Below are 24,136 nucleotides of genomic sequence, written 5' to 3' on the forward strand. Positions count from 1 at the left end.
CGCGATCCGTGCCGTCGGTCCGTGGGCGGTTCCGTGGTCACCACGGATGCCGGCCGGGCAGGCCGGAGGCGAAGCTGTGAACACGCGAACAGCGGGTCGACGAGGCCCACGACCACAGGAGTGACCATGACCGGCTCTTCCGCCCAGGGAATCAAGACCGTGCTGCACCCGGTGTCCGACCTGGCCAAGGCCAAGACGGTTTATGCGGCCCTGCTCGGCGTCCCGCCCCAGGTTGACTCGTCCTACTACGTCGGCTTCGAGGTCGGGGGCCAGCACATCGGGCTGGTGCCGGGCGGTGGACCTCAGGGCATGACCTCGCCGGTGGCCTACTGGCACGTGCCGGACATCGAGGCGAAGCTGGCCGAGGTGATCGCAGCGGGGGCCATCGTCCGGGAGGCCGCGCACGAGGTCGGCGGCGGACGCCTGGTGGCCACCGTCGTCGACCTCGACGGCAACGTCCTGGGGCTTCTGCAGGACCGCTGATCGCCACCCGCCCCTGCCATGCCCGCCGCTTGGCGGCCGCCGACAGGACCACGAACCCACCTCGCTCGAAGGATCCGCTGAGGCGGGCGGCGAGACGACCTCGACGACGCCATCACGACCGAGGACCACAAGGTCCCTTCTCGAAATCCAGAAAATCAAGATCCTCCAGGAGGAGATCCGCCATGAGCAGCACCGAAGGCAGCACGTACGAGGGATTCACCGCCGAGGAGCGGGCCGCGATGAAGGATCATGCCCAGGAGCGGAAGACGGCGGCGCGCCGCAGCTCACGCGTGGACAAGGCGGCGCAGGACCAGCGGGACGTGCTCGCGAAGATCGCCGAAATGCAGGAATCGGACCGGATCCTGGCCCAGCGCGTCCATGCCGTCATCACCGCCGACGCCCCGGCCCTCGCGCCGAAGCTCTGGTACGGGATGCCCGCCTACGCGCTGAACGGCAAAATCGTGTGCCACTTCCAGAGCGCGGCCAAGTTCAAGACACGCTACGCGACGCTCGGGTTCAGCGACCAGGCGAACCTGGACGACGGCGCGATGTGGGCCGCCGGTTTCGCCCTGACCGAGGTGACGGCCGAGGTGGAGGCGCGGATCAGCGCGCTGGTGAAGCAGGCGGTGAGCTGAGACTCGCCCGGGAATGTGCGCCCCGAATCGCGCCGAGTCGGGTCCGTACATCACTTCGCTCGAACGGCGTCGGCTCGCGTACGTCACCGGGGCGGCGCCGGCGGAGGTGGGATTCCCACGGGACGGACACCCTGGGACGACGTTTGACATCTCCCATCCCCCTGACAGATGGTTGTTCGTATAAAGGACGTATGCGTCCTATAAACGGACAGAGCTGGGAGAAGCGGATGCCGTACTACCGGGTCGTAGGGGAGATCCCCCGCAAGCGGCACGTGCAGTTCCGGCGGCCCGACGGCGGGCTGTACGCCGAGGAACTGATGGGCGAGGAGGGGTTCTCCAGCGACTCGTCGCTGCTCTACCACCGCCACCTCCCCACGGCGATCGTCAAGGCCGAGGCCGTCGAGCCCGACGAGTCGCGAAACCTCACCCCCAACGTGCCGCTCTCCCCCCGCCACCTACGTACCCAGGACCTCAAGCCCCAGGGGGACCTCGTCTCCGGGCGCGGGCTGATCGCCGGGAACGCCGACGTCCGCATGTCGTACGCCGCGAGCGAGGAACCCAGCGGGCTCTACCGCAACTCCATGGGCGACGAGTGCGTCTACATCGCGAGCGGGCAGGTCAGGTTCGAGTCGACGTACGGGGCGATCGAGGCCGGGGAGGGTGACTACGTCGTCGTCCCCACCGGGACGATCCACCGGTGGGTGCCGAGGGGCCGCGTCACGGCGTTCACCATCGAGGCGGCCGGTCACATCCGGCCGCCCAAGCGCTACCTGTCCAAATACGGCCAGTTCCTGGAGCACGCCCCCTACTCCGAGCGCGACCTGCGCACCCCGCAGGAGCCCCTGATCGCCGAGGGCGAGGAGGTGCCGGTGCTCGTCCGCACGCGTGGCGGACTCACCCGGCTGGTCTACCGCGACCACCCGTTCGACGTGGTCGGCTGGGACGGCTGCCTCTACCCGTACGCGTTCAACATCAACGACTTCGAGCCGATCGTGAAGCGCACCCACGCCCCGCCGCCGGTGCACCAGACCTTCGAGGGTCCCAACTTCGTGATCTGCTCGTTCTGCCCCCGGCCGCTCGACTTCCACCCCGACGCGATCCCAATCCCGTACAACCACCACAACGTCGACTCCGACGAGCTGATGTTCTACGCGGGCGGCGACTACACGGCGCGCAAGGGATCGGGCATCGACGTCGGCTCGGTCTCCCTGCACCCGGCGGGGTTCACGCACGGGCCGCAGCCGGGCGCCGTCGAAGCCGTCATCGAGGCGGTCCGGCAGGGCCACACGCAGACGAGCGAGCTGGCCGTGATGGTCGACACCTTCCGCCCCCTCGACCTGGGTCCCGCCGGGCTTTCCGTGGAGGACCCCGCGTACGCGTGGACGTGGGCCCGTTGACGAACGCGGCCCCGGACCCGGAGCCGCCTCCGGACACGGCCCGAGGCCGGGACACGAACGCGGGGGCGTCCCCGGACGTGACCACGAACACGGATACGGTCTCCGGTCCGAGCGCGACCTCCGACCCGCCACGGGGTAGGGGCAGAACCATGAGCGTAGACGCGAGCACGGGAACGGGAACGGGCGCCGGCGTGGACGGTAGGGACGCGAGCGGTACGGGCGTGGACGGCACGGACGCGAGCGGCACGGACGTGGACAGCACAGGTGTGAGCGGTGTGGGCATGGGAACGGCGACGCTCTTCCGGGAGCTCGTCGACGACGCGGGGCTGTTCCCGCCGACCGGACTGCCGATGGCGGAGGCCCTGGAACGCCACAGGAACGACCTGGCGGGCAACGACCCGGTGCTCACCCACCGGTTCCTCTGCCCGGCCGGACGCCTGGGGGAGCTCCGCGACCACCTCACCTTTCCCATCCGGCTCGGTCTGATCCTCGACACCCCCGACCTACCGCCGTTGGAGGACGTCGCCGTCGAGCTGGTCGAGGTGCGGCAGGCGCCGGGCGAGACCCCCGGAGCGGTGTGGGAGCGACTGGCCGGACGGCTGCCCGGCGACGCCCGGCTGTTCGTCGAGGTGTCCGCCGGCGACCATGCCTCCCTCGCCTCCCTGACCTCCCTGCCGCGCGACGGCGAGGGCCCCGGTCTGAAGTTCCGCTGCGGCGGGCTGACCGCGGGCGCTTTTCCCAGCGCCGCGGACCTGGGCGCCCTCATCGCGCACTGCGCGAGGCACGGCGTGCCGTTCAAGGCGACCGCGGGGTTGCACAACGCGGTCCGCCACTTCGATCCCGCGCTCGGCGTCGACCGGCACGGATTCCTCAACCTGGTCCTCGCGGTCTGCGCGGCCGTGGAGGACCGCGACCCGGTGCCGGTGCTGAAGCTCACCGACGTCGGCGAGCTGGTACGGCTGGCACAGGCCGTGCCCGACGACACCTCGGCACGCGCCAGGGAGCTGCTGGTGTCGTACGGGTCGTGCGACACGCACACCCCGATCGAGGACCTGGTGGCGCTGGGCCTGATCGCCCGGCGCCCGCCCGCCCCCGCCGGCACGGCGCCCCACAACACCACCACCGCCACCGCCACCACCGGCACCGGCACCGGCACCGGCACGGCCATCCCCGATACAGCGACCACCGGCGGAGCGGCCCACGGCATGGCCGCCCCCGACACAACAGAGGAGAACGTGTAATGGGTTGGGACCTGGAGAACCTGCCCTACGGAGTCTTCTCCCGTCATGAGGGAGAGACCCCTCGCGTCGGCGTCCGGTACGGAGACCACGTGGTCGACCTGGCCGGGGCGCTGCACGACGAGGTGTTCGCCACCGGATCGCTCAACGCCTTCATGTCCAGGGGCCCGGCCGCGTGGCGGGACACCCGGACCCTGATCCAGAACAAGCTGAGCACCGACCACGTGGTGGTGGAGCCGCACCTCATACCCCTCGACCAGGTCACCCTGCACCTGCCGATCGAGGTGGCCGACTACGTCGACTTCTACTGCTCGCTGGAGCACGCCTCCAACCTGGGCCGGATGTTCCGCCCCGACGAGGAGCCGCTCAAGCCGAACTGGCGTCACCTGCCGGTCGGCTACCACGGCAGGGCGGGGACGGTCGTGGTGTCCGGGACCCCGGTCACCCGACCTTCCGGGCAGCGCGGCGCGGGGGTCTTCGGCCCCTCCGCCAAGCTGGACATCGAGGCGGAGCTGGGATTCGTCGTCGGCGCGCCGACCGCCCTCGGGGAGCGGGCAGGACGGTTCGAGGACCACGTGTTCGGCGTGACCCTGGTCAACGACTGGAGTGCCCGCGACATCCAGGCGTGGGAGTACGTCCCGCTGGGCCCGTTCCTCGGCAAGTCCTTCGCCACCTCGATGTCTCCGTGGATCACCCCGCTCGCGGCCCTGTCGGAGGCGCGCGTCGAGGGCAGGCGGCAGGATCCCGAGCCGCTCGACTACCTGCGCCGCGAGGAGCCGTGGGGGCTCGACCTGCGGATGGAGGTCTCCGTGAACGGCGAGGTCGTCTCCCGTCCCCCGTACCGGGACATGTACTGGACGCCCGACCAGATGCTCGCCCACATGACCGTCAACGGCGCCGCCCTGCGCACCGGCGATCTCTACGCGAGCGGTACGGTCTCCGGCTCCGGGCCGGGCGAGCGCGGCTCGCTGATCGAGCTGACCTGGAACGGGACCGAGCCGCTGAAGCTGCCCGACGGCTCCGCCAGGACCTTCCTGGAGGACGGGGACACCGTCACGATCACCGCGACCGCCCCGGGGCCCGGCGGGACCGTCATCACTCTGGGTGAGGTCTCCGGAAGGATCGAGCCCGCGCGGTAACCCGGCGATTCGAGGGAAGGGATGAGCCGAGGCGCTCGAAGTCGGCGGCCTGCGGGGAGAACCGGGCCTGTCCGCGATATGGCGAAAGGCATACGGTGAGCAAAGGAACCTACCTGACGTCCGGAACGTTGTACAAGTAGGACAGGAGGGTCGGAGCATGGAGTATTGGGTCATCTGGTTGATCTTGGCTGTGGCGCTTGGTGTCGCAGAGATACTCACCCTCACCACCGCTCTCGGCCTGCTCGGGGGCGCCGCCCTCATCACCTCCGTCGCCGCCGCGCTGGGGCTGCCGATCCCACTCCAACTCGTGGTGTTCGTCGCCTCCATGGCCGCCGGAGTGACCTTGGTCCGTCCCGTCGCCCAGCGCCACATCGCCAAGCTGCAACCCCGGAGCCAGCGCTTCGGGATCCAGGCGATCGTGGGCAGGTCCGCCTACGTCCTGAGCGAGGTGACCGGCAGGGACGGCCGGGTTCGGATCGGCGGCGAGGAGTGGTCCGCCAGGGCCTACGACGAGACTCTGGTGATCCCCGCCGGAGCGACCGTCGACGTCATCGAGATCGAAGGCGCGACCGCACTCGTGTATCCACGGGAGTGAACGCCACGACCCCTCTGCCCGTACAGCCAGACCGCGGGAGTGCCGCCATAAATAAATCCACGTCGGGAGTGACGCCATGGATGCTCTACTCGTAGCCGGACTGCTCATCGCTTTGTTGGCGGTGTTCACCGTGATCCGTTCGGTGCGCATCGTCCCCCAGGCGCGAGCCCGCAACGTGGAACGACTCGGCCGCTATCACAGCACGCTGAAGCCCGGCCTGAACTTCGTGATCCCGTACATCGACCGGGTCTATCCGATGATCGACCTGCGTGAGCAGGTCGTCTCCTTCAGGCCCCAGCCGGTGATCACCGAGGACAACCTGGTCGTCGAGATCGACACGGTCCTGTACTTCCAGGTCACCGATCCCCGGGCCGCCGCGTACGAGATCGCCAACTACATCCAGGCCGTGGAGCAGCTCACGGTCACCACGCTGCGTAACGTCGTCGGCTCGCTCGACCTGGAGATGACGCTCACCTCGCGCGACACGATCAACAGCCAGCTGCGCGGTGTGCTCGACGAGGCGACCGGCAAGTGGGGCATCCGGGTCAACCGGGTGGAGATCAAGGCCATCGACCCGCCGAAGAGCATCAAGGAGGCGATGGAGAAGCAGATGCGCGCCGAGCGGGACAAGCGCGCCGCGATCCTCAACGCCGAGGGCCAGCGGCAGTCGCAGATCCTGACCGCCGAGGGTGACAAGCAGAGCGCGATCCTGCGGGCCGAGGGTGACCGGAGCGCCGCGATCCTCAAGGCCGAGGGTCAGTCGCAGGCCATCGACGAGGTCTTCCAAGCCGTGCACCGCAACGACCCCGACCCCAAGCTGCTGGCGTACCAGTATCTGCAGGTCCTGCCCGAGCTGGCCAACGGCCCGAACAACACGTTCTGGGTGATTCCCAGCGAGGTCACCTCCGCCATCCAGGGCGTCTCCAAGGCGTTCACCGAGGCGCTGCCGCAGTCGTCGGCCGTCCGCGAGACCCCCAGGGTGAACGAGGCGGCGGCCGAGGAGCGGAAGCAGGCCGAGCAGGCGGCCGCCGACGCGGTCGCCGAGGCCGCCGAGACCGATCTCGGTCCCCGCCAGCTCAACGCGCCTCCGGCGCCTCTCCCCGGCAACGGCCTCCTCGGAGCGGAGACGGAGTCGCAGCAGGAGCGTCACCTCCAGGAGGAGCACCGCCCCTGACCTCCGGAGGAGGGTTTCTCTTCCCGGTCCTCCTGCCCGGTGATCCGGGCGGGAGGACCTTTTTCATGGCCGAGGCTCGTAGGGCAACGATCACGACCGGTGTTCGTCGGCGCGGGCATCCGCGCCCGGCACCGGGTCGTCGCGGGGGTCGGTGACCTGGAAGTACGGGACCGTGTCGATCTCGACGACCAGATGGTCCTCGGTGATCACCGGCTGGGGCCTGAAGGAGACGACCTGACCGGCGCTCCCGTCGAGATCTCGCGGTCGTACCCGTTTGTTCGGCCGGTTTAGGGAGAAATGTCTGGGTATCCCCCCGGGACCCGGGCGTGAAGCAACGCTGTGGGCGGGGTTAAGAAAACCGCGATGGACACCCCCGAAGGCGACCGGGCACAGTGCGTATGGTCGAAACCGAGGGGGAATCCGCGATGAAGGCACTGGTCAAGGAGAGGGCCGAGCCCGGTCTGTGGCTCGTCGACGTGCCGGAGCCGTCCGTCGGACCCGGCGAGGTGCTGATCAAGGTGTTGCGCACCGGGATCTGCGGCACGGATCTGCACATCCGGAGTTTCGACGCGTGGGCCCGGCAGACGCTGAACACGCCGCTCGTCATCGGCCACGAGTTCTGCGGCGAGGTCGTCGAGGTGGCGCCCGGCGTGGAGGACATCACCCGCGGCGACCTGGTGAGCGGCGAGGGGCACCTCGTCTGCGGCAAGTGCCGCAACTGCATGGCCGGTCGGCGGCACCTGTGCCGCAGCACGATCGGGCTGGGGGTGAACCGCGACGGCGCCTTCGCCGAATATCTGACGCTCCCCGCCTCCAACGTCTGGGTGCACCGGGTCCCGGTCGATCTCGACGTGGCCGCGATCTTCGACCCGTTCGGCAACGCGGTGCACACCGCCCTCACGTTCCCGATGGTCGGCGAGGACGTGCTGATCTCCGGTGCCGGGCCGATCGGGCTGATGGCCGCCGCGGTCGCCACCCACGTGGGCGCCCGCAACGTGGTCGTCACCGACGTCAGCCCCGAGCGGCTGGAGCTGGCCCGCAAGCTCGGGGTCGCCCTCGCCCTGAACGTCGCGGAGACCTCCATACAAGAGGGCATGGACGGGCTGGGCATGCGCGAGGGCTTCGACGTGGGCCTGGAGATGTCCGGCAACCCGAAGGCGCTCCGCGACATGATCGCCTCCATGTCGCACGGCGGGAAGATCGCCATGCTCGGCCTGCCCGCCGAGGAGTTCGCCGTCGACTTCGCGACGGTCGTGACCTCGATGATCACCATCAAGGGCGTCTACGGCCGGGAGATGTACGAGACGTGGTACGCCATGTCCGTACTCCTGGAGAAGGGCCTCGACCTCACCCCCGTGATCACCGACCGCTTCTCCTACCGCGACTTCGACGCGGCCTTCGACACCGCCGCCGGAGGCAGGACCGGCAAGGTCATCCTGGATTGGACGACCTGATGCCCGGCCCCCGCCGCGACCTCGGCGGAACCGGAAAGATCACCTCGGATTGGACGGCCTGATGTTCGACAACCTGCGCGACGACTTCCGTACGACCCTGAACGAGATCGCGGAAGCCGGGCTGCTCAAGCCCGAACGGGTCATCACCACCCCGCAGCGCGCCGACATCGCCGTGGCCGGCGGCGGTGAGGTGCTGAACTTCTGCGCCAACAACTACCTGGGCCTGGCCGACCATCCCGAGGTGGTCGCCGCCGCCAAGGAGGCCCTCGACCGCTGGGGCTTCGGCATGGCGTCCGTCCGCTTCATCTGCGGCACCCAGGAGGTGCACAAGGAGCTGGAGGCGCGGCTGTCGGACTTCCTCGGCCAGGAGGACACCGTCCTGTACAGCTCGTGCTTCGACGCCAACGGCGGCGTGTTCGAGACCCTGCTCGACGACCGGGACGCGGTGATCTCCGACGCGCTCAACCACGCGAGCGTCATCGACGGCATCCGCCTGTCCAAGGCCCGGCGCCTGCGCTACGCCAACCGTGACATGACCGAGCTGGAGGCGCGGCTCAAGGAGTCCGCCGACGCCCGGCGCAGGCTGATCGTCACCGACGGTGTCTTCTCCATGGACGGCTACGTCGCGCCGCTGGACGAGATCTGCGACCTGGCGGAGCGGTACGGGGCGATGGTGATGGTCGACGACTCGCACGCCGTCGGTTTCGTCGGCGACAACGGCGGGGGCACCCCCGAGCTGCACGGCGTACGGGACAGGGTCGACATCCTCACCGGCACGCTCGGCAAGGCGCTCGGCGGGGCGAGCGGCGGCTACGTGGCGGCGCGCGGGGAGATCTGCGAGCTGCTCCGCCAGCGTTCGCGTCCCTACCTGTTCTCCAACTCCCTCGCCCCGGTGATCGCCGCCGCCTCGCTGCGCGTCCTCGACCTGATCAGCGGCTCGGACGAGGCACGGACGCGACTGCGCGCCAACACCGAGCGGTTCCGCATCGGCATGATCGAGGCCGGGTTCGACATCCTGCCCGGTGACCACCCCATCGTCCCGGTGATGATCGGCGACGCCGCCGAGGCCGCCGCGATGGCCGAACGCCTGCTGGAGCTGGGCGTCTACGTGATCGGCTTCTCCTACCCCGTCGTCCCGAAGGGCGAGGCCCGCATCCGGGTCCAGCTCTCGGCGGCCCACTCGCCCGAGGACGTCGACCGCGCGCTGGAGGCCTTCGCCACCGCCCGTGGCTGAACACCCGCGGTGGGGCTCACCGGCGAACGCCCGCTGACGGGTGTTCGCCGCGGCCCGCGTGAAAATCATCCGCGACCGGCCCCGGACCTGGGGCGGCGCGCCCGGCCCCCTTCCGCCACACGTTCGTCTACCGGGGTGCCCGGCGAGTTCCCCGCCGGAAGTCGCCGGGCACCTCGACCGGGAGTCCGAACATGGTGTGTTCAGGCGAACGGGAGGAGCGCTCATGTGCTCTTCGCTGGAAATCGTCGTCCGCGTGGCGTGTGGCTTTCATGGCTGTGACCGGCATCGGCTGAATTAAGGTTATGTGTTGCCCGCGTAGCACGATGCGCCAGTGGTATGGGGCGCTCTCCCCCTTTCTTGGACAGTCAAGGTCGAGGAGAGACCGATGCCCCGCAGACATGCCACCATCATGGGATGTGTCCTGGCGGTCACCGCCCTTACCGCGACGACCGCCCCCGCCGTCGCCTGGCACCTGACGTCCGACGCCTCGGCCACCGTGTCCGCGACGAAACCACCAACGGGAATGCTCGCGGCCATGCAGCGCGATCTCCATCTCACCGCGGAGCAGGCCCAGGCCCGGTTGCTCAACGAGACCCGCCTGACGGAGATCGAGGCGCGGCTCCATAGAAGACTCGGTGACCGTTTCGCTGGTTCGTGGCTTACCGAACCCGTCGCGCAGACTCTTGTAGTGGCCACCACCACCCCCGCCGATCTTCCCCATATCCTCGCCGAGGGCGCCAGGGGCAAGGTGGTCGGCCTGTCGCTGGCGCAACTCAACGTGATCAAGAAGCAGACGGACGAGATCCTGTCCACTCACCCGTTCGCTGGAGGGCATGTGCGTTACGTCGACGTGCGGGCCAACCAGGTCGTCGTCCTGTCCGATGTGCCGTCGACGACCAGGGCCGTCCTCAAGGCCGCCGGCGTGAATTCGAGCGCGGTGCGGGTGCTCTCCTCCGCTGAGCGGCCCCAGCCCCTTTCCGATCTGGTGGGTGGCGAGGCTTATTACGTCGGTGCCACAACCCGTTGCTCGATCGGCTTCTCCGTGGTCCGCGGTCTTCAGAACGGTTTCGTCAGTGCCGGTCACTGTGGCACGGTGGGGATGACCACCAGCGCCAACGTCGACCGGGGCCCTCAGGGGATCTTCCAGGCATCGCTGTTCCCGTCCCGCGACTTCTCCTGGATCGCGGTGAACGGCGACTGGACCCCCAGGCCGTGGGTGAGCAGCGGCGCGGGCGAGACGGTGGACGTCGCCGGCTCCAGAGTGGCCATCGAGGGGGCGTCGGTCTGCCGGTCCGGCTCCACCACCGGCTGGCACTGCGGAACCATCCAGCAACTCAACGCCAGCATCGCCTACCCCCAGGGCACCGTCTCCGGGCTGACCCGGACCAACGTCTGCGCCGAACCCGGCGACTCCGGCGGCTCCTTCATCTCCATCGACCAGGCCCAGGGCGTCACCTCCGGCGGCTCCGGCGACTGCAACTCCGGCGGCGTCACCTACTTCCAGCCGGTCAACGAGATCCTCACCACCTACGGCCTGTCCCTGGTGACCACCAATGGCAATCCTCCGCCTCCGAGCACGGGCACCTGCACCGGCTACCCGCACACCGCCGACGGCCGGCTGATCGCTGGGAAGCCCGCTTACCAGGCGATCTATCACCGGTCGACCGCCGACGGCCCCCACTTCGCCTGCCTGGCCGGTACCATCGGCACCGACTTCGACCTCTATCTGCAGAAGCAGGAGGGCCAGGCCTGGGTCACCGTCGCCGCCTCCAATGGGCCGACCTCCAACGAGAAGATCGACTACACCGGCACGGCCGGTTACTACCGATACCGCGTAATCTCCTCCAGCGGCTCCGGCGCCTACCTTCTGGGGTACAAGGCACCGTGACCTGCCCGGTGGCCTTCGCTGGAAATCGTTGTCCGGCGTGGCGTATGGCTTATGTGGCTGTGACCGGCATCGGCTGAATTAAGGTTACGTGTTGCCCACGTAGCACGATGAGCCAGTGGTATGGGGCGCTCTCCCCCTTTCTTGGACAGTCAAGGTCGAGGAGAGACCGATGCCCCGCAGACATGCCGCCATCATGGGATGCGTCCTGGCGACCACCTTTACCGCGACGGCCGTCCCTGCCGCCGCCCGGCCCCTGACGACCGGCGTCGCAACCACCGCGACCACGATGAAACCACCGCCGGGAATGCTCGCGGCCATGCAACGCGACCTCCATCTCACCGCGGAGCAGGCCCAGGCCCGACTGCTCAACGAGACCCGCCTGGCGCCGGTCGAGGCACAACTCCGCGCGAAGCTCGGTGACCGTTTCGGCGGTTCCTGGTTCACCGGAACCGTCGCGCAGACCCTCGTGGTAACCACCACCACCCCCGCCGATCTTCCCGACATCATCGCCGCGGGCGCACGGGGTGAGGTGGTCACCCGGTCGCTCCCGGACCTCCACAAGGCCTTGGCGATCACTGACGCGTCTCTGTCCACTGCCGGGGGAAAAGTGCGCTTCATCGATGTGAAGAGCAACAGGATCGTCATCCTCACCTCGGATCTTTTAGCCACTGAGGATGAGATAGAGGCCAGCGGTGTGGGCGCGAACGCCGTGCAGGCGGTGCACTCCGCCGAGAGCCCACGGCTCCTTTACGACGTGGTGGGCGGCGACGCCTACTACATCGGCACCACGTCCCGCTGCTCGGTCGGGTTCTCCGTGACCAAGGGGACCCAGAACGCTTTCGTCAGCGCCGGTCACTGCGGTGCGCAGGGCAAGGCCACCACCGGCTTCAACCGGGTGTTGCAGGGTGTCTTCCAGGGGTCGACCTTCCCGGACAGCGACTTCGCCTGGGTTTCCGTGAACGACGGCTGGACGCCCAGGCCGTGGGTGAGCAACGGCGCGGGCGAGACGGTGGACGTCGCCGGCTCCAGAGTGGCCATCGAGGGGGCGTCGGTCTGCCGGTCCGGCTCCACCACCGGCTGGCACTGCGGAACCATCCAGCAACTCAACACCAGCGTCACCTACTCCCAGGGCACCGTCTCCGGACTGACCCGGACCAACGTCTGCGCCGAACCCGGCGACTCCGGCGGCTCCTTCATCTCCATCGACCAGGCCCAGGGTGTCACCTCCGGCGGCTCCGGCGACTGCGCCTCCGGCGGCGTCACCTACTTCCAGCCGATCGGCGAGATCCTCACCACCTACGGCCTGACCCTGACGACCACCGCCAACCCGTCTGGCACGGGCGCGAACACCTGCACCGGCTACCCGCGCATCGCCGAGGACTCGCTGACCGTAGGTAGTTCCGCCTATCAACCGCGCGGTCGTCGCTATTACTCGGCCTTCGGCGGCGTCCACTCCGGTTGCCTGAACGCCAACGACAACACCGATTTCGATCTCTATTTGCAGAAGTGGAACAACCGGGCCTGGGTCACCGTCGCCGCCTCGGAAAGCCCGCACCCCGACGAGAGGATCGACTACACCGGCACGGCCGGTTACTACCGATACCGCGTGGTCTCCTCCAGCGGCTCCGGCCCTTACAGCCTGGAATACAGGATGCCGCAACGCGCCCAAGTCTCACCTCCTGCCGCTCCGACCTTTTCCCGGTGACCCGACCGCCGAGGTCTACGGCATCGACGGGGTGGCGGGAGGTCCGGGACGGTCGAGGACCCGATCGACGGTGTCCCTCGCCGGGCCCCGGAATGCTCCGGCGAGCATCGCCGGAGTCGCACCCGCGTGGCGTGTGGCTTCCGTGGCCGCGACCGACAACAGCTGAATTAAGGTTGTGCTGCCCGCACCGCATGATCAACCGATGGTGTGAGGCGCTCCCCCCTCTTTCTTGGATAGTCAAGGTCGAGGAGAGACCGATGCCCCGCAGATATGCCGCCATCATGGGATGCGTCCTGGCGACCACTTTTACCGCGACGGCCGTCCCTGCCGCCGCCCGGCCCCTGACGACCGGCGTCGCAACCACCGCGACCACGATGAAACCACCGCCGGGAATGCTCGCGGCCATGCAACGCGACCTCCATCTCACCGCGGAGCAGGCCCAGGCCCGACTGCTCAACGAGACCCGCCTGGCGCCGGTCGAGGCACAACTCCGCGAAGAACTCGGCGCCGACTTCGGCGGTTCCTGGTTCACCGGAGACCTCGCACAGAATCTCGTGGTGGCCACCACCGATAAAGAACACACTCCCCAGATCGTCACCAGGGGTGCCCGCGCCGAGATCGTCGGCCGGTCGTTGGCGCAACTCAACTCGACCCTCCAGACGGTCGAGACGGCCCTGTCCGCCCACTCGGGCGGGCCGGTGCGCTATGTCAACGTGCGGACCAACCAGGTCGTCGTCCTGTCCGATGTGCCGTCAACGACCCAGGACGCCATCGAGGCCAGCGACGTGGACCCGGTCGCGGTGCGGGTGGTGTCATCCATCGAACGACCCCAGCTCCTGTCCGACCTGGTGGGCGGCAACGCTTACTACATCGGCGCCTCGGAGCGCTGTTCGATCGGGTTCTCCGTGACCAAGGGGACCCAGAACGCTTTCGTCAGCGCCGGTCACTGCGGCGCCAAGGGCGCCACCACCACTGGCTTCAACCAAGCCGACCAAGGTGTCTTCCAGGGGTCGACCTTCCCGGACAGCGACTTCGCCTGGGTCGCCGTGAACAACAACTGGACCCCCAGGCCGTGGGTGAGCAACGGCGCGGGCGAGACGGTGAACGTCGCCGGCTCCAGAGTGGCCATCGAGGGGGCGTCGGTCTGCCGGTCCGGCTCCACCACCGGCTGGCACTGCGGAACCATCCAGCAACTCAACGCCAGCGTCACCTACCCCCAGGGCACCGTCTCCGGACTGACCCGGACCAACGTCTGCGCCGAACCCGGCGACTCCGGCGGCTCCTTCATCTCCATCGACCAGGCCCAGGGCGTCACCTCCGGCGGCTCCGGCGACTGCAACTCCGGCGGCGTCACCTACTTCCAGCCGATCGGCGAGATCCTCACCACCTACGGCCTGACCCTGACGACCAGCAGCGGATCCACCCCGCCCCCACCGCCACCGGCGGCCCCTGGCACGTGCACCGGCTATTCGAGGACCGTCACCGGCACGCTGGCCAATGGTCAGTCCGTCTATCAGCCGAACAACCGCTACTACCAGTCGACCGCCGACGGCATTCACTCCGCCTGCCTGGCCGGCAGCGGCAGCGTCGACTTCGACCTCTACCTGCAGAAGTGGAACAACCAGAGCTGGGTCACCGTCGCCACCTCGGAAAGCCCGACCCCCAACGAGAAGATCACTTATACCGGCACGGCCGGCTACTACCGATACCGCATAGTCTCCTTCAGCGGCTCCGGCGCCTACACCCTGGGATACAACGCGCCATAACCCGCGTCCCAAGAAGGTGATTCCGGGCTGTGGATGACGAAACAAGCCGGAAACAGGGCGGAGTTTCGCGGGCCGGCGATCGTCTGATCGCCGGCCCGCGAAACTCCGCCCGTTCATTCGGGCGAGCGGGGGCGGAGCACGATCGCGGAGGCGATTGACACGTGGTCTTAACAGGGTTTGGACCGCCCGGCCCGCTGCCGTCGAGCGATGAATCGATCAAGTGAATGATCGCAGGGGTTCAAATCGGCGTGTCGTTTTCCCGGGCGCGATGCCATATGGGCGTAGAACGAGACCCTGTGATGTCGATGGAGGTTCTGGTGCTTCGGCTTTGGATGAGAAACCCGATTGAGAATCACCGCCGGAAACCGTCCAGCCGATTCCCAAGGCACAGGCGATCCCAGATCCGTCCGTTCATGACCGCTGTGGCCGTCGCGGCGGGGTTGGCGGTAACGGCAGCCATGACCGTCCCGGCTGCGGCGACCACGCAACCTCCGAGGTTCGTCTATGTGGCCAACACGCAGTCGGACACCGTGTCGGTGATCAACACATTGACCAACACGGTCGCCGCCACCATCCCCGTCGGCCGCGCCCCTCTCGAGATAGCGATCTCTCCCAACGGCGCCCGCGCCTATGTGACGAACCAGGGATCGGTCACCGTTTCGGTGATCAACACTTCGACCAACACGGTCACCGCCACCATCCCCGTCGACGACTACCCGCTGGGGATCGCGGTCTCCCCTCGCGGCACCCGTGTCTACGTGACCAACACGCAGTCGGACATCGTTTCGGTGATCAACACATTGACCAACAAGGTCACCGCCACCATCCCCGTCGGCCACCACCCCTTCAGGATCGGGATCACCCCCAACGGCCTCCGTGCCTACGTGACCAACCAGGACTCGGACACCGTGTCGGTGATCAACACATTGACCAACAAGGTCACCGCCACCATCCCCGTCGGCCACCACCCCTTCGGGATCGGGATCACCCCCAACGGCGCCCACGTCTACGTGACCAACCAGGACTCGAACATCGTTTCGGTGATCAACACATTGACCAACAAGGTCACCACCATCCCCGTCGACCGGAGCCCCTTCAGGATCGCGATCACCCCCAACGGCCTCCGCGCCTACGTGACCAACCTGACCTCGAACACCGTGTCGGTGATCAACACCATGACAGGCGAGCTCACCGCCACCATCCCCGTCGGCCGGAGCCCCTTCGGGATCTCGATCGCCCCCGGCGGCACCCACGCCTATGTGAGCAACCTGAGCTCGGATTCCGTGTCGGTGATCAACACCACGACCAACACGGTCATCGCCACCATCCCCGTCGGCGACGGGCCTTTCGGGGTCGCAGCCGGAAACGCCGTCCACCGGGGTGGTGTCCCGACCATGACTCGCGAGTGAGAAGAAGTATCCGCACCGCTCGAACTCGCACCGGTCTCGGAACCGGACCGGCTCGCCGATCGCCTGCCTGCGAACCCCTGACGGACCCACGATCACCCGGCGCCGTCGATCCCGGCACACGAGTCGTCGGAGCGAGCACCGGGTAACGAACTTCGCGGTCGGTGGCTACGGCGTCAACGGTGCTCAGAGCTCCGTATCCCGGCCCTGTGCCGAACCCGCGTCACGGTTCGTGGGCGACCTCGGTGAGAATACGGAGGTGATAGACACGCGGCGGCTCAGGACCCTGCGTGCGGTGGCCGACCACCGCACGGTCACCGCGGCCGCCGCCGCGCTGCACCTCACCCCCTCGGCGGTCTCCCAGCAGCTCGCCGCCCTGGAGCACGAGGTCGGCCACCGGCTGTTCGACCGCGACGGCCGGGGCGTGCGGCTCACCGCCGTCGGGCGCATCCTCCTCGACCACGCCAACGAGATCCTCGCCCAGCTGGAACGGACGGAAGCCGACATCGCCGCCTACACGGCCGGTACGGCGGGCGAGGTGAAGGTGGCCTCCTTCGCCACCGCTATCGGGCTCGTCGTGGCTCCCGCGATCGGCACCCTGCGGGGCAAGGAGCCGGGCATCCGGGTGCGCGTCCTGGACGCCGAGGGCGACCAGAGCCTCACCATGGTCCTGGACGGCGCGGTGGACGCGGCCGTGGCCGTGGAGTATCGCGGAGCCCCCGCCGAGGACGACCGGCGGCTGTCGCGCATCCCGCTCTACTCCGAGCCGTTCGACCTGGTGCTCCCCCGGGGCCACCGCCTCTCCGGGAGCGAGGTGACGGTCGCGGACCTGTCGGGCGAGACATGGATCGGCCCCTACCCCGGCAATCCCTGCCACGACGTGATCGCGCTGGCCTGCGAACACGCGGGTTTCACCCCCGAGTTCGCCCACTCCTCCGACGACTTCAGCGCGGTGGTCGCGCTCGCCGCCGCCGGGGCCGGGGTGGCGATGGTGCCACGGCTCGCCCTGCGCGGCACCGACCCGTCCGGCGTGGTGATCCGCCCGGTGCCCGGCCCGGAACGCCGCGTCTTCACCGCCGTACGCCGGGGCGCGGAACGGCACCCCCTGCTCGTCCCGCTGCTGAACGCCCTCCAGGACGCCGCGACCACCCTGGACCGGCCCTCGCCGTCCTGACGACCGCTCCATCGGCCGGGACGGGCGACCGGTGCCGACGACTCTGGGGCTCAGGACTCCCGGCGAGTGCCCGAAACGGCGCGTCATCCGTTGAACGGATCCTCCGGATCAGGAGTGTGTGCAGCTCACAGGCGATTACCTTCCACCGGCCGCGGGTTTCGGACAGGCTGCCAAGGCGCAAACGGTGAGACCTGAAGTTTTCATACGAACCATTGACGGCGGATGAACGCCACACCTACATTGAACCATCGGATCGCTGAGCGATCCGATGGTTCATTGCAGGCGATGAACACCGCACCGTGACATGTCTCTCCCCACGACTCGGAGAGTGGACCGGCATGACGGCCATGAAAACCCCCTCCACAGCAACCACCACCCCGGAGCCCCCTCCACAGCGGGAGGTCGCGATCACGAGCACAGCCCTGGCGAGAACAACGGCCCTGAGATCCCGGCTCACAGGCGGGGTGGTCGGCCTTGCCGTCCTGGCCTTCCTCGCCGCCCTCTGGGAGGGCTACAAGGCGCTGGGCCAGGCGACAGGCGACCGACTGCTCGGAATACCGTTCCCGGTCGCGACCGACGATCTGTCCATGCCACACCTCGGCACGATCCTGGGCGCGCTGGTGGAACCCGCCCGCCGTGGGAACCCGACCAGCCTGGGCGTGTACCTGCTCGGGGAAACCTCCGTGACGCTACGCGAGGCCGCCTACGGCCTGGTGGCCGGATCGCTCCTCGGACTGGCGCTCGCCATCGTCTTCCTCCACATCCCGCCGGTCTCGCGTGGCCTCATGCCGTGGCTGGTCGCCTCGCAGACCATTCCGCTGGTCGCCATCGCCCCGATGATCGTCATCTGGGGCGGCAAGGCAGGGCTGCCTCCGTGGGTCGCGGTCACCGGCATCGCGGCGTACCTGGCTTTCTTTCCCGTGACGATCAACGCGTTGCGAGGGCTCAAGTCACCGCCGAAGGTGCAGACGGAGTTCATGCGCAGCGTGGGTGCCGGGAGGCTCCAGTTCCTGCTCTGGCTCCGCATGCCCGCGGCGCTGCCGTACCTCTTCGCGGGGCTACGACTCGCCGCCACCGCCAGTGTCGTCGGCGCCATCGTGGGTGAGTTGTCGGCGGGCACGGGACGAGGAATCGGCCGAGCCATCCTCACCTTCGCCTACTACTACTCGAACGGCCCCGAGAAGCTGTACGCCGCCGTCCTTGTCGCGGCCGTCGCGGGGATCGTGTTCGTCCAGCTCCTCAGCTGGATCGAGCGATTCGCCCTCCGCAACCGGCACAGCCGATGACCGCCATCTCTCTTCCGATCCCTGGAGAGCCCACGATGCCTGAATCCGCAATCATCAGTGTCAGCGGTGTCACGAAGGAGTTCAACAGCGGGACGGACCGTTCCGTGACGGCGCTGACGGACATCGACCTGTCCATCGCCGAAGGCGAGTTCGTGTCGCTGCTGGGTCCGAGCGGCTGCGGGAAGAGCACGCTCCTGCGGATCATGGCGGACCTCACCCAACCCACCGGCGGTTCGGTGAGTTTGAACGGCAAAGCCCCCGGCGCCGCACGGCGAGACCGTGACTACGGGATGGTCTTCCAGCAGGCCGGCCTGTTCGACTGGCGAAACGTCCAGCGCAACGTGGAGTTGCCGCTCCAGGTCGCCGGTGTGGCCAAGGAGACCCGGCGGGCCAAGGCCACGTCCATGCTCGAACTCGTCCGCCTGTCCGAGTTCGCCCACCACTTCCCGTGGCAGCTCTCCGGCGGCATGCAGCAGCGCGTGGCGATCGCCAGGGCGCTGTCCGCGGACCCGAAGATCCTTTTCATGGACGAACCGCTCGGCGCACTCGACGAGATGAACCGGGAGCGCCTTCAGGGTGAGCTTCTGCGGATCTGGTCCGACACGAGGACGACCGTCGTCTTCGTGACGCACAGCATCTCGGAGGCCGTGTTCCTGTCGTCGCGGATCGTGGTGATGTCCTCTCGCCCCGGGCGGATCGCCACCAGCATCGACGTCGATCTGCCGTACCCGCGTTCCGCCGCCACCCGGACGACACCCGAGTACTTCAAGAAGGTCACCGAGGTCAGGACCGCTCTGCACGGCACGTCGGCCGCCCAGGACGCGCCGTGAGCGTCCGTACCGAAAGCAGGCGTTCGATGCCGATCACCGCCGGACGGGCCGGGACGGCTGCCAGGCGAGGACTGCCGGTCCTGGCCGCCGCGGTCGTCATCCTGGGCACCTGGCAGCTCGCGGTGCGGCTGTTCCAGGTCCCGTCGTTCATCCTGCCCGCGCCGAGTGAAATCGCCTCGGCACTGGCATCGGAGTTCCCGACGATCCTCTCCGCCTCGAACGTCACCGTCAGGGCGGTCCTGCTCGGCCTCGTTCTCGGGTCCGTCGCCGGCATCCTCGTGGCGCTGGTGGTCAGCCGCTTCCACAAGGTGGCGGGCCCGGTCCTGGCGATGGCCGTGATCGTCAACTGCGCTCCCATCGTCGCGCTGGCGCCGATCTTCAACAACTGGTTCGGCGTGACCAACCTCGCCTCCAAGGCCGGCGTCGCAGCGGTCATGGTGTTCTTTCCGGTCCTGGTCAACACGGCCAGGGGCCTGCTCCAGATCTCACCGCTGCACCTGGAGCTCATGGAGTCGCTGGCGGCACAACCGCGACAGATCTCCCTGATGTTGCGACTCCCCAACGCGTTGCCCTATCTCTTCAACGCGCTCAAGCTCGGGTCCACCCTGGCCGTCATCGGCGTCATCGTGACCGAGTACTTCGGTGGTCCGAGCAATGCGCTCGGGGTGTACATCGCCTATCAGGCAGCCCTGCCGCGCTTCGCCGAAGCATGGGCAGGGATCTTCGTAGCCAGCCTGCTCGGGCTCACGACGTTCGGGCTGATCTCGCTGCTGGAGCGGCTTCTGATGCCCTGGCACGAGTCGATTCACAGCGACGAGACGTGATCTCCGGTCATTTCCCCCCACGATTACTTCCTTGAAGGAGCCACAATGTTCCGCTCCCTTCGGCGCCTCCCGCGCCCACGGGTCAATCGCCGCGCCGTCGGCGCCGTGGTGGTCGCCGCCACGCTCTCCCTGTCCGCCTGTGGCATGTCGGAGGACACCACGGCCTCCGGATCCGGCGCGGAGGACACCACCTCGTGTCAGACGCGAACCCCGGTCAGGCTCGTCCTCCAGTGGGTGGCGCAGTCGCAGTTCGCCGGCTACTACGCCGCCAAGGAGAAGGGCTACTACGACGCCGAGTGCCTCGATGTGACCATCCAGGAGGGTGGCGTCAACATCGTGCCGCAGCAGGTGCTGTCGGCGGGCAACGCGGAGTTCGCGGTCAGCCACGTCACCAAGACGATGGCCACCCGGGAGCAGGGAGCCGACCTCGTCAACATCGGCCAGGTGTTCCAGCGCGGCGCGTACCTGCAGGTCGCCTGGGCGGACTCGGGCATCAAGCAGCTCGCGGACCTCAAGGGCAAGAAGGTCGGCAGCTGGGGGTTCGGCAACGAGCTGGTGCTGTTCGCGGCGATGAAGGGCGCCGGCGTCGACCCGGCCAAGGACGTCACCGTCGTACAGCAGCCGTTCGACATGTCACTGCTGCTGAAGCGTGAGGTCGACGCGGCCCAGGCCAAGATCTACAACGAGTACGCCCAGCTTCTGGAGACCGTCAACCCCGAGACCGGCGCGCTGTACAAGCCGGAGGACTTCTCGGCCATCAGCCTTCAGGACGCGGGATACACGAGCCTTGAGGACGGTATCTACGCGCGTGGCGACTGGCTGGCCGAGGACGCCAACAAGGACGTCGCCGTGAAGTTCCTCAAGGCGACGTACAAGGGCTGGGGCTTCTGCCGGGACGACCTGACCGGCTGTGTCGAGATCGTCCTCAACAACGGCAGCGCGCTCGGCCAGGGCCACCAGACGTGGATGCTGAACGAGGTCAACAAGCTCGTGTGGCCTTCACCCGACGGCATCGGGACCGTCGACCAGAAGGCGTGGGACCAGACGATCAAGATCGCGATCGACGCCAAGGTGCTCAAGGCCGACCCCGGTGAGGGCGCCTTCCGCAGGGACCTCACCGAGAAGGCGGACCAGGAGCTCAAGGCGGAGGGATTCGACATCACCGGCGAGGGCTACAAGCCGGAGACCGTGGAACTCACCGCCGGGGGCAAGTAGCAGATGATGTTCGTGCGTTATGCGGCATAAGTCGGTGTAAGGCACGGACAACACCCGGCGAGCCTGCCACGATGATGGCCGCAACCGTCGATCACATCACCTCAACGGAGGAGACAATGGCACCCAGCGAAGCGGGACTCGTCCGCCGGACTATCTGGCTGCTTCGTGCCGTGGCCGCCCACCCGGAGGGTGTCGGGCTCAGCGAGGTCGCCAGGGAGGCCGGCATCCCCAAGGCGACGTGCTACCGCGTGCTCACCGTCCTCGAACGGGAGAGCTGGCTGACACTCGATCCGGACACCCGCCGTTATCGGGTCTCACTCGGCCTCCTCTCGATCGTCGGAGGACTGCTGGACCGCGACGGCGCTTACGGCCACATGCGCGGCGTCCTGCGGCAACTCGCCGAGGAGACCAAGGAGACCTCCGGGTTCGACGTGCTCCTGCCACCCAACGTCATGGTCGTCGCACAGGTCGCCGGGCCCTCGCTGATCGGGCAGACGCTCAAACCCGTCCCGCGGACCCAGCCCGTGTGGGCGACCTCGACCGGCAAGGTTCTGCTCGCCGCCCTCGATCCGGAGGCGGTGCGGACGGATTTCGCGGCCGAGTTCTCGGAGAAGGCCCCCGAGGAGCTGGGCGGTCTGGACGCGTTCATCGAGTCGCTGGACTCGGTCCGCCGCAACGGCTTCGCCCTCGCCTACGACGAGCTCGAAGTCGGCGCGGCGTCCGTGGCCGCGCCGGTACGGGTCAGGGACTCCACGCCCTACGCGGTGTGGATCGGCGGCCCCACCTATCGCATCACGCGTGACCGCATCGATTCGGTGGCGGAATCGGTGATCGAGGCCGCTCGAAGGCTGAGTGAACTGCTGAGCGTCACGGACATCGTCCTGCCGAGTTCCCTGACCGGGGGCCAGACCACCAACTGATCGGCGCCAAGGAGGCGCGACGAGGAGTTCGCCCATGACATCTCTTACCGACACGATCGCCGCTGCCGAAAGCATCGCCGACAGCGTGCAGAAAGGCGGGTTCGTCGGCGGGGTCAAGCAGTCCGGCCCGGGGCGTGAGAGCGGCCGGGCCGGGATGGACGAGTATCCCGAGGTCGAGTACATGTCCGTCAGGGCACCGTGGTGACCGGGTTCATCCTGGCGGGCGTGCAGTTACGCCCGCGCATCGGTGACGTCGCCGGCAACATCGAGCGATCGTCGAAGTGGATCACGAAGGCGGCCGAGGCCGGTGCGCGGCTCGTCGTCCTTCCCGAGGCGTCCTCCGCGGGGTACGTCTTCGCGGACCGCGCCGAGGCCCTTCGGTACGCCGAGGAGGTCCCCGAAGGACCGGCCTGCTCGGCCTGGGCCGCACTCGCCAGGAGACACGGTCTCTGGATCGTCGCCGGTGTCACCGAACGCGAGGGCGACCGGGCGTACAACTCGGCCGTGCTGATAGGCCCTGACGGGCACGTCGGAACGTTCCGCAAGGCCCATCTCTGGAACGACGAGAAGGCCATCTACCACCGCAACGAGGCGGGGTTTCCGGTCTTCGACACGCCTCTGGGGCGGATCGGGGTGGGGATCTGCTACGACGCGTGGTTCCCGGAGACCTTCCGCAGCGCGGCTCTCCAGGGCGCCGACCTGATCGTTCTTCCGTCGAACTGGGTCCCCGTGCCGGGCCAGCCGGCCGATGTGCCGGCCATGGCCACCCTCATGTGCATGACCGGTGCGCACAGCAACCAGTCCTACGTCGCGGGCGTGAGCCGGGTCGGTGTCGAGCGCGGTCAGGAGTTCGTCGGGAGATCGGTGGTCGTCGGCCCCGACGGCTGGATCGTCGCGGGTCCCGCGAGCGACGACGGCGAAGAGCTGTTGCTCGCCGAGATCGACCTCATCGGGTCGCGAGAGGCCCGGCGCGGCAACCCGTTCAACCAGCCGCTGGCGGACCGCCGCCCCGATCTCTACGTCACCCGCGACGCCCGGGACGCCCAGGACGGCCGACGGGACTGATCCCGGCGCCGCGGCCACGAACGGGCGCCCGGTTTCCATCCTCGAATCCCTTGACACAATCCCGGCCGTCCTCAAAAATTGAACCAACGGTTCATCAGATGAACCATAGAAGGAGACGAAGTGAGCATCCAGGTCCGCAAGATCATCAAGCATCTCGAGGAGACCGTGCTCGAGAACGGGCGGCCGGTCGAGCGCTCGCACCGGGTCGCGTTCGTCGGCGCGGTGATCACCAACCCGTACCCGAGCGAGTACGTCCAGGACCTGGTGACGCTCGCCGACGAGCTGGGCGAGGAGATCGGGCAGCTCGTCGGCCCGGCCTGCGTGGAACTGCTCGGTGACGAGGTGGAGGCGTTCGGCAAGGCCGCGCTCGTCGGCATCGACGGCGAGGTCGAGCACGGCTCGGCGCTGATCCACAACCTCCGGTTCGGCAACGTCTTCCGCAAGGCGGCCGGCGGCACCGAACTCCTGCCCGCCGCCGAGAAGGTCGGCCTCCCCGGCAGCCCGATCGACATCCCGCTCAAGCACAAGCTCGACGCGAAGACCCGCTCGCACCACCAGACGGTGACCTTCCAGGTGGCCGACGTCCCCCGTCCCCGCGAGATCCTCGTGATCTGCGCGGCCGCCAACGCCGGTCGCCCGCTGGCCCGCCTGGCCGCGTTCGGCGCCGAGACGAAGACCCAGTGACACCCGCGGGACGAAGGAAGGCGA

Annotated in this window: 22 protein-coding genes; all 22 read left to right on the forward strand. The window is 68.3% G+C overall.

Translation table 11 applies throughout. The features are described from left to right. The first annotated feature begins 126 nt into the window (after positions 1-126). The 22 genes from ABT352_RS16715 (at position 127) to ABT352_RS16820 (ending at position 24,112) form a co-directional block, all read left to right on the forward strand. Positions 127-483, forward strand: a complete 357-nt coding sequence (locus ABT352_RS16715) for a VOC family protein (protein WP_350945716.1) — start codon at positions 127-129, stop codon at positions 481-483. A gap of 182 nt (positions 484-665) precedes the next feature. Continuing rightward, positions 666-1,118 (forward strand): iron chaperone, encoded by a 453-nt coding sequence (locus ABT352_RS16720; RefSeq protein ID WP_350945717.1) that lies wholly within the window; start codon positions 666-668, stop codon positions 1,116-1,118. A 227-nt stretch (positions 1,119-1,345) separates the two neighbouring features. Next, complete coding sequence (locus tag ABT352_RS16725) at positions 1,346-2,515, forward strand: homogentisate 1,2-dioxygenase (RefSeq protein ID WP_350945802.1); 1,170 nt, start codon at positions 1,346-1,348, stop codon at positions 2,513-2,515. Between the two features lie 149 nt (positions 2,516-2,664). Beyond that, positions 2,665-3,756: a hypothetical protein gene (locus ABT352_RS16730; RefSeq protein WP_350945718.1), complete on the forward strand. Its 1,092-nt coding sequence runs from the start codon at positions 2,665-2,667 to the stop codon at positions 3,754-3,756. Next, complete coding sequence (fahA, locus tag ABT352_RS16735) at positions 3,756-4,892, forward strand: fumarylacetoacetase (RefSeq protein WP_350945719.1); 1,137 nt, start codon at positions 3,756-3,758, stop codon at positions 4,890-4,892. Before ABT352_RS16730 ends, fahA begins: the two co-directional genes overlap by 1 nt. Before the next feature lie 157 nt (positions 4,893-5,049). After that, entirely contained in the window at positions 5,050-5,487 is a 438-nt protein-coding gene (locus tag ABT352_RS16740; RefSeq protein WP_350945720.1) for an NfeD family protein, read from the forward strand. A 76-nt stretch (positions 5,488-5,563) separates the two neighbouring features. After that, entirely contained in the window at positions 5,564-6,661 is a 1,098-nt protein-coding gene (locus ABT352_RS16745; protein ID WP_350945721.1) for an SPFH domain-containing protein, read from the forward strand. Positions 6,662-7,086: 425 nt separating this feature from the next. After that, positions 7,087-8,115 carry an L-threonine 3-dehydrogenase gene (gene tdh, locus ABT352_RS16750; protein ID WP_350945722.1) on the forward strand — a complete coding sequence of 343 codons (1,029 nt, stop codon included), beginning with the start codon at positions 7,087-7,089 and terminating at the stop codon, positions 8,113-8,115. Positions 8,116-8,176: 61 nt separating this feature from the next. Continuing rightward, complete coding sequence (locus tag ABT352_RS16755; RefSeq protein WP_350945723.1) at positions 8,177-9,349, forward strand: glycine C-acetyltransferase; 1,173 nt, start codon at positions 8,177-8,179, stop codon at positions 9,347-9,349. 385 nt (positions 9,350-9,734) lie between these two features. Then, a complete protein-coding gene (locus ABT352_RS16760) occupies positions 9,735-11,237 on the forward strand; it encodes a S1 family peptidase (RefSeq protein ID WP_350945724.1) in 1,503 nt (500 codons plus the stop codon). Positions 11,238-11,406: 169 nt separating this feature from the next. Continuing rightward, positions 11,407-12,942: a S1 family peptidase gene (locus tag ABT352_RS16765; protein ID WP_350945725.1), complete on the forward strand. Its 1,536-nt coding sequence runs from the start codon at positions 11,407-11,409 to the stop codon at positions 12,940-12,942. 257 nt (positions 12,943-13,199) lie between these two features. Continuing rightward, complete coding sequence (locus tag ABT352_RS16770) at positions 13,200-14,708, forward strand: S1 family peptidase (RefSeq protein WP_350945726.1); 1,509 nt, start codon at positions 13,200-13,202, stop codon at positions 14,706-14,708. A gap of 413 nt (positions 14,709-15,121) precedes the next feature. Next, positions 15,122-16,117 carry a beta-propeller fold lactonase family protein gene (locus ABT352_RS16775; protein ID WP_350945727.1) on the forward strand — a complete coding sequence of 332 codons (996 nt, stop codon included), beginning with the start codon at positions 15,122-15,124 and terminating at the stop codon, positions 16,115-16,117. Positions 16,118-16,373: 256 nt separating this feature from the next. Further along, entirely contained in the window at positions 16,374-17,288 is a 915-nt protein-coding gene (locus ABT352_RS16780; RefSeq protein ID WP_350945728.1) for a LysR family transcriptional regulator, read from the forward strand. 338 nt (positions 17,289-17,626) lie between these two features. Then, positions 17,627-18,574, forward strand: a complete 948-nt coding sequence (locus ABT352_RS16785; RefSeq protein WP_350945729.1) for an ABC transporter permease — start codon at positions 17,627-17,629, stop codon at positions 18,572-18,574. A 35-nt stretch (positions 18,575-18,609) separates the two neighbouring features. Beyond that, a complete protein-coding gene (locus tag ABT352_RS16790) occupies positions 18,610-19,404 on the forward strand; it encodes an ABC transporter ATP-binding protein (RefSeq protein WP_350945730.1) in 795 nt (264 codons plus the stop codon). Further along, positions 19,401-20,228, forward strand: a complete 828-nt coding sequence (locus ABT352_RS16795; RefSeq protein WP_350945731.1) for an ABC transporter permease — start codon at positions 19,401-19,403, stop codon at positions 20,226-20,228. The genes ABT352_RS16790 and ABT352_RS16795 overlap by 4 nt, the downstream gene beginning before the upstream one ends. A gap of 45 nt (positions 20,229-20,273) precedes the next feature. Then, positions 20,274-21,443: an ABC transporter substrate-binding protein gene (locus ABT352_RS16800; RefSeq protein ID WP_350945732.1), complete on the forward strand. Its 1,170-nt coding sequence runs from the start codon at positions 20,274-20,276 to the stop codon at positions 21,441-21,443. Between the two features lie 116 nt (positions 21,444-21,559). Next, on the forward strand, positions 21,560-22,363 hold the full coding sequence (locus ABT352_RS16805) for an IclR family transcriptional regulator (RefSeq protein ID WP_350945733.1): 804 nt from the start codon (positions 21,560-21,562) through the stop codon (positions 22,361-22,363). 34 nt (positions 22,364-22,397) lie between these two features. After that, on the forward strand, positions 22,398-22,568 hold the full coding sequence (locus ABT352_RS16810; protein ID WP_350945734.1) for a hypothetical protein: 171 nt from the start codon (positions 22,398-22,400) through the stop codon (positions 22,566-22,568). Positions 22,569-22,588: 20 nt separating this feature from the next. Next, positions 22,589-23,428 (forward strand): nitrilase family protein, encoded by an 840-nt coding sequence (locus tag ABT352_RS16815; protein ID WP_350945735.1) that lies wholly within the window; start codon positions 22,589-22,591, stop codon positions 23,426-23,428. A 120-nt stretch (positions 23,429-23,548) separates the two neighbouring features. Further along, a complete protein-coding gene (locus tag ABT352_RS16820; RefSeq protein WP_350945736.1) occupies positions 23,549-24,112 on the forward strand; it encodes an amino acid synthesis family protein in 564 nt (187 codons plus the stop codon). The last annotated feature ends 24 nt before the right edge of the window (positions 24,113-24,136 follow it).

Origin of the sequence: Streptosporangium sp. NPDC000563, from assembly GCF_040299985.1 — a bacterium.
Taxonomy (GTDB): domain Bacteria; phylum Actinomycetota; class Actinomycetes; order Streptosporangiales; family Streptosporangiaceae; genus Streptosporangium.